This is a genomic window from Promineifilum sp. (SeqCode) (assembly GCF_041918635.1).
In the GTDB taxonomy this organism is placed as follows: domain Bacteria; phylum Chloroflexota; class Anaerolineae; order Promineifilales; family Promineifilaceae; genus Promineifilum.
In genome coordinates this window covers 1-6,415 of sequence record NZ_JAYRVJ010000363.1, presented here as the reverse complement: position 1 = coordinate 6,415, position 6,415 = coordinate 1, and the positions used below count along the sequence as shown (strand labels likewise).

At 68.9% G+C, this 6,415-nt stretch carries 5 protein-coding genes; 3 read left to right on the top strand and 2 right to left on the bottom strand.

Translation table 11 applies throughout. The annotated features are described in order from the left end of the window. Nucleotides 1–714 (top strand): sensor histidine kinase (locus tag ACE3UY_RS11480; protein WP_374687663.1); only part of this gene is annotated, 714 nt, incomplete at its 5' end. Nucleotides 715–818: 104 nt separating this feature from the next. Here ACE3UY_RS11480 and ACE3UY_RS11475 read toward each other — a convergent pair. Both ACE3UY_RS11475 and ACE3UY_RS11470 read right to left on the bottom strand, forming a co-directional pair. Further along, on the bottom strand, nucleotides 819–2,984 hold the full coding sequence (locus tag ACE3UY_RS11475) for an AAA-like domain-containing protein (RefSeq protein ID WP_374687662.1): 2,166 nt from the start codon (nucleotides 2,982–2,984) through the stop codon (nucleotides 819–821). A 144-nt stretch (nucleotides 2,985–3,128) separates the two neighbouring features. Continuing rightward, nucleotides 3,129–4,583, bottom strand: coding sequence for an AAA-like domain-containing protein (locus ACE3UY_RS11470; protein WP_374687661.1), 1,455 nt, complete (start codon nucleotides 4,581–4,583; stop codon nucleotides 3,129–3,131). A gap of 366 nt (nucleotides 4,584–4,949) precedes the next feature. Here ACE3UY_RS11470 and ACE3UY_RS11465 point away from each other — a divergent pair, with 366 nt between their 5' ends. Then, a complete protein-coding gene (locus tag ACE3UY_RS11465) occupies nucleotides 4,950–5,168 on the top strand; it encodes a hypothetical protein (protein WP_374687660.1) in 219 nt (72 codons plus the stop codon). 231 nt (nucleotides 5,169–5,399) lie between these two features. After that, nucleotides 5,400–6,415 (top strand): TolB family protein (locus tag ACE3UY_RS11460; RefSeq protein WP_374687659.1); only part of this gene is annotated, 1,016 nt, incomplete at its 3' end.

Sequence of the window (6,415 nt, the reverse complement as noted above, 5' to 3'; positions counted from 1 at the left end):
GTGGGCGGCATCGGTGAGATCCGCGTCTTGCAGGGCGAACTGGCGGTCATGGCCCGCCGGTTGCGCCAGGCGCAGCAAGGGTTGCGCGACTACCTGGGCGCGCTGAACGCCGGCCAGGAGGAAGAGCGTCACCGGCTGGCCCGCGAGCTTCACGACGACACCATCCAGGCGCTCATCGCCCTGAACCAGCGCATCCAGTTGGCCAGGGACACGGCCAGCCCGCAGACGGCCACCCAACTGGCCGAGATGGAACAACTGACGACAGAGGCCATCGCCGACCTGCGTCGCCTGACGCGCGACCTGCGGCCGAGTTACCTGGATGATCTCGGGCTGGTCCCGGCGCTGGAACTACTGGCCCGCGATCAGTCGGCCGCGCTGGGCATCCCGGTGTCGTTCGCGGCGACCGGCGAGCCGCGCCGCCTGCCGCCCGACGTGGAACTGGCCTACTACCGCATCGCTCAGGAGGCGCTGCGCAACGTGGGCCGCCACGCGCGGGCCGGCCGCGCCGCGCTCTCCCTGACGTTTGATGCCGGCCACGCAACCCTGACCATCGAGGATGACGGCGTGGGCTTCGACGCCGGGCGGGCGGCCGAGTTGGCGCTGGCCGGCCACTACGGGCTATTGGGCGCGCGCGAACGGGCCGAGGCGGTGGGGGCGCGGCTGGAGGTGGAGTCTGCGCCGGGACAAGGAACGATAATTACGGTGAAGAGTTAGGAAGATCTCACGCAAAGGGCGCAAAGAAAACCAAGAACGCAAAGCTCAGAAACATTTCTGGGCTTTGCGTTCTTTGCTTCTTTGCGCCCTTTGCGTGAGATCTTCTATGGATCGAACGGCGTCGGCGGCAGTGGCGTGTCCGGCAGAACGGGCGTGGGCGGCTCCTGGGTCGGCGGCTCCTGGGTCGGCGGCTCATCGGTCGGTGGGATGAGCGTGGGCGGCGGCGCGGTGGGCGGCGCGGGCGTCCAGGTCGGCGCGGGGCGGGTCGGCGCAAGGGTGGGCGCGTCCGTCGCCGTGGGGCGGGCCGTCGGCCGCGTGGGCGAGGCGGGCGGGCGTGTCGGCGGTGCGGTGACCGTCGGCGTTGCCGTGGCGGTGGGCGTGGGCGAAGGGGTGCGCGTCGGCCGGCGGGTGGGGGTGCTGGATGGCGTGGCGGTCGCGGTGGGCGTGGGGCTGGACAAGCCGGCCAGGAAAGGCGGCGGCGTGGCGGCCGCCCAGGCCGCCGCGCTCAACGCCGCGTTTGCTCCTTGGGACGCAACGACCCGCTCCGCCCAGGGCGACCCCAGCGCCCATACTTCCGACAAATCGGTCAGGGCCGCGTCGTACTGCCCGCCCAGCGCCGCCGATAGCCCGCGCTCGAGGCGCGTGGCCGGGTTGTCGCCGTTCAGCGACACAGCCAGGTCATAGGCGATCTGGGCGGCCGTGAACTGCTCGTCGGCGGCGTAGTCGCGCCCGCGCAGCCAGACGAGAATCTCCTCGCGCAGCGTGCGGGCGCGGCCGTCTTCCGCCCCCTCCAGCGCCGCGCCCATCGCTTGCAGCACCGTTGTGGTGGCGGCCAGACGACTATCAGGCTCGAAGCTGTCGGTGTAGAGCGTGCCGTAGGTTCCCGCGACCACGGTCACCACTTGCGGCAGCAGGTCGGGCGTCGCCGCGTTGAAGAGCGCCGTCTGTCCCTCCGGCGACAAACCGGTAAAGAGGGCCAGCGCCTCATCGTCGTACCCCTCCAGGGCGAACAGGCCGGCCAGGCTGTCCAGCCGCAGGGCGGGGTTGGCCGCCGTCCCGAAGCCCTCCGTGTAGGATTGGGCCAGCACGTCGGCTGCCGGTGGGCGCTGGGCGCGCAAGTAGGTCAGCGCGGCCAGGCTGAGCAAAGCAACCAGCAGCGCGGCCACCGCCACCCGCCGCCACCAGTCCACCGGCGCGTTCTCGGCCACCCAGCGCCGGTCGAAGACGCGGGCGTAGATGCGGTTGCGGACGATCAGGTTGTCGTCCTCGCCGGCCCGCACCAGGCCATAGAGCTTCAACTCGTTTTGCCAGAGCGACTGCTCGTTGCTGCGCACGCGCCGGCCGGCCAGCACACGGCGATAGAGGGCCAGCAGCCGGCGGCGGTGGGGGCTACCCAGCACGCGCCGGTGGACGAACTGGAGGTTGTTCTCCTCGTGCAGCGCCTCGTCGGTGAAGAAAAGCTCGGCGGCCAGCGCGTCGATAGCCGCCGCGTCCCAGGCATGGCCCGCCTCGGCCCGTCGCGCCAGGGCCGACCCCATCTTCTGCGTCAGGTAGGGGTGGCCGTTGGTCCAGTAGAAGATGCGCTGCAACGCGGCCGGGTCACGCCCCGGCACGCCGTCGAGCAGCACGCCGGCGTCGCCAAAGGACAGCTCCTCCAGCCGGATGCGCACGCCAACGTTGAAGGGCGTGCGGCTGGTGTCGCGGATGAGGTCGTCGGGCGCGGCCACGCCCAGCAGGACGAACGAGATGCGCCGCTCCTCAGCCAGCGCGCCCCCCTCATTGTAGAGGGCGCGAATGGCGGCGAAGAAGTCGTCGGCGAAGTCGAGGTTGAGCACGCTGTCGATCTCGTCGATGAAGATGACGACGCGCTCGCGCACCTCGACCGCCAGCACGTCCTGGATGAAGCGGGTGAAGCGCAGCACGGGGGTCAGCGCGGCGTGCTCCGCCCACCACGCCTCCGGGTCGGTGGTGATGGGCAGTTGCGACTGCAACTCGTCCAGCAGGCTCAGGTACCACTGCTCGATGGGCGCGCTGCCGATGAGGGTCAGGTCGATGACGGCCGTGCGCAGGCCCCGGCCGCGCAGCCAGGCGGCGGTGCGCACCATCAGGCTCGACTTGCCCATCTGGCGCGTGGTCAGGACGTAGCACAGCTCGCCCGCCTCGGTCAGTTCGGCCAGCTGGCGGTCGGCCGGGCGCTCAACGTAGGACGGCGCGTTCGACCGCAGCGCGCCCCCGGCGACAAAAAAGTCGCCTACGGTGGTGGAGAGCATAAAAGCTATTATCCGCAGATTTCGCAGATGTGGCAGATGAAGAAATTAAACACGGATTGCGACGGATTAAACGGATATGACGGATTGAGTATAGGATTCAATCCGTATTATCCGTCTCATCCGTATCCCATCCGTGTTTCATTCTTATAGCCGCGCCGCGAAGTAGAGACGGTAGAGGTCACAGCGGCAAACGTAGTGGTCTTCGTTCTTGACGACCAGCCCGGCTTTCATCAGCCGGAAGCCGGCGGCGGCGTCATCGCAGCGGTTGGTCAGCACCACTTCGCGCATGGCCGCCCGCAGCCGGGCGTCGCGGATGAGCAGTCGGTACTGCCACTGGAGGTGCTGGTGGAACGGCCCCTGGTCGGACGCGGCCGAGGCGGCCAGCGCGGCCCAGTCGGCCCGCCCGGTCACCAGCGTGTAGAGCGCCACCCGCGTCAGGTAGGGGTGGCCGCCCAGCAGCCCCATCAACCCCGCCAGCTCGGCCGGCCCCAGCGGCGCGCCGTAGAGCCGGTTCAGCGCCGCCACCTGCTCCGCGTCGAAGTCGCGCAGGTTCAGCACGTGGCCGACGTTGAAGGGGGACTGGTTCAGGTCATCGATGAGCAGATACGGCTCGGTGGAGACGGCCATCAGGGTGGTCAGGTTATTCCACTGCGGGCTGCCGGCGCGCCGGTTGTGCCAGGAGCGCACCAGCCCGAAGAACTCGGAGTGGAAGGGAGTCAACTGGAGCCGGTCGATCTCGTCCATCGCCAGCAGAATGGGGCTGCCGCCATCGCTGAGCACCGACTGCTCCAGGAACTTGGTCAACTTGCGCTGGGCAGGCAAGCGGCTGGCCCAGGCCGCCTCGACGGCCGCCGGATTGACGCCCAACTCGTCGGCGACCCAGTCGGCCAGCCGCAACAGGAAGGCGTCGAGGTCGTCGCCCACATCCCCCACACCCTGCAAATCGAAGTAGACCACGCGCGCCCCGAAGCGGCGCTGCGCCTCGCGGATGCCGCGGATGAGCAGCGAGGTCTTGCCCACCTGGCGCGGGCCGCGGATGGTGATCGTCTCGCCCGGCCGGGCCAGCGCCTCGGCCAACTCGGCGTCCACGCCGCGCGGGATGTAGAACGGGTCATCGAGGCGCACCGCCCCGCTGGGATAGGCCAGCGCGGCCGGGGAAGCGGCGTCGACGGGACTGCCTTCCTGGAGACGCAAGCGTTCGGCTAACATATCGTACGCCCTTGCCTGGTCGCGGTAATATTGGCCGCCCAGGGCCAGACCCAGGCGGGCGGCCACCTCGCCCGGCGGTTCTCTGCGCGAGAGGGTGAGGATGCTCCAGGGCCGCCAGCGCCGATCCATCCAGCGCGAGTCGTCGGGGCGGTTGGGGTCGGGGGGCGGCTCGCCCTCGACACCGAGCGCGGTCACGGCCTCGCGCAACACGTCGCGCAGCGCCTTGGCCCGGCGGTAGGGATCGCCCGCATAGGCGGGGGCCTCGGCCCGCTCGCCCACGGCACGCAACCCTGTCAGCGGATGCCGCTCCAGCGCGGCGGTCTCGTACCAATCTTTGACCGCGCTCTTCACCAGCTCCTCCCATTCCCCGGCCGTCAGTTGGGCCAGCATGTGTCCCTCCTGCCGTTCAGGCGCAACCCACCTCGGAAGGTGGGTCGCACCCATCCCGTCAAGTGCGACCCACTTTCTGAAGTGGGTTGCACTTGTCCTGTATCCTTCTCTCCCTTACGTGCCACCAGTGTACACCTCCTCCGGCCGCGGGAGTTCCCGCGTTACTCCCGCGTTTGGCCCCCTTCACCGGGTGCAAAGGCGGGATAGGCGCGGGAATAGGCGCGCCTCGTGGGCGGTATGCTATCTCCAGGTGATGAGAGCATACCAACCCGTTCGTAGTTAGGCGATTCATCGCCGTTCTTCGGGCGGGAGGTAAGAGACGGCGATGAATCGCCTGACTACGAACCAGAAAGGCGGAGGACGATCATGGGACGCAAGGTAAACGGTCAACGGCTCGACGACATTCGCGAGGCCATCATTCACCAGCCGGGGCAGCGTCCGGGCCACATCGCCCGCCGGCTGGGGTTCGACAACAAGACGATGATGCGGGCCTTGGGCCTGCTGGAAGCGCGCGGCGACTTGCTGGTGGAGGATGACCGGGGGCGGCTGTCGTGGTATGGGCAGCGGGTGGCGAGCTACGAGTGACGAGCGAAGAGGCTCACGCAAAGAGCGCAAAGACGCAAAGAGCGCAAAGCCCAGAACGAATCTGGGCTTTGCGTTCTTTGCGTCTTAGCGTGAGATCCGCTTCCGCCGCTTGACACGGCCGCCGCAACTCCTTATGCTATAAGCGTTCTCGATCGTTCCTTTGCGTTTCGCGCCCGACCGCGGCGAGGAGCCGACTCGCCACTCCCGGACGCGCCACATCAGGAGTTCACGATGAAGCGCCGTCTACCGTTCGTCCTGGTCTTTCTCGCCCTGTTGCTGGCGGAAGGGGTGTGGCTGCTAGCCGACCTGCGCGCCGCCCAAACCGAAACCCCCGCCACGCAACGCCTCCCGCCGGCCGTCATGTCCGACTCCGGCGACGCTGCCTGGGCCTCGTCCACCTCGGCCGACGGCCGCTACATCGCCTTTGTGTCGAGCGCCGCCAACCTCGTCGCCGGCGACCGCGACGCCTCCCCCGACATCTTCGTCTACGACCGGCAGACGGGCGTGATGGAGTGCGTCTCGGTCACGTCCGACGAACACGATCTGGAGAGTCGCTTCGACGCCCCCTCCATCTCCGACGACGGCCGCTACGTTGTATTCGAGGGTTGGTCGTACACACTCGTGCCCGGCAGCAGCGGCTACGTCAGCGAGATCTACCTCCACGACCGCCAGACGGGCGCGACGACGCTCCTGACCACCAGCGCCATCGCAGAGGAGTTGATTGACGGTAACTCCTTTGACGCGACAATCTCCGCCGATGGCCGGTACGTCGTCTTTGCTTCGGAGGCGACGAACCTGGTCAGCGGCGACACCAACGACGCGGTGGACATCTTCCTGCACGACGTGAGCGCGGGGGGGACGCGCCGCGTCTCGCTGCGCGGCGCGGCCACCCAGGCCGGCGGCGATTCGGGCGCGCCGACCGTCTCGGCCGACGGCCGCTTCGTCGCCTTCCACTCCGACGCCGACAGCCTCGTGAACGGCGACACCAACAACCAGAGCGACGTCTTCGTGCGCAACGTGGCCGCCGGGACGACGACGCGCGTCTCGGTCGGCGCGGGCGGGGCGCAGGGCGACGGCCCCTCGTGGCAGGGCGTCATCAGCGACAACGGCCGCTACGTCGCCTTCGAGTCCCTGGCCGCCAACTTCGCCGCCGACGATGACAACGACGCCGGCGACGTCTTCATCCGCGACCGGCAGGCCAACACCACGGCGCTCGTCTCGCGCGACGCGGACGGCCACCCGGCGGC

Excerpts from the sequence above, each read along its gene's own strand:
- ACE3UY_RS11470 (WP_374687661.1), bottom strand. The coding sequence starts at position 4,583 with ATGCTGGCCCAACTGACGGCCGGGGAATGGGAGGAGCTGGTGAAGAGC.
- ACE3UY_RS11475 (WP_374687662.1), bottom strand. The coding sequence starts at position 2,984 with ATGCTCTCCACCACCGTAGGCGACTTTTTTGTCGCCGGGGGCGCGCTG.
- ACE3UY_RS11465 (WP_374687660.1), top strand. The coding sequence starts at position 4,950 with ATGGGACGCAAGGTAAACGGTCAACGGCTCGACGACATTCGCGAGGCC.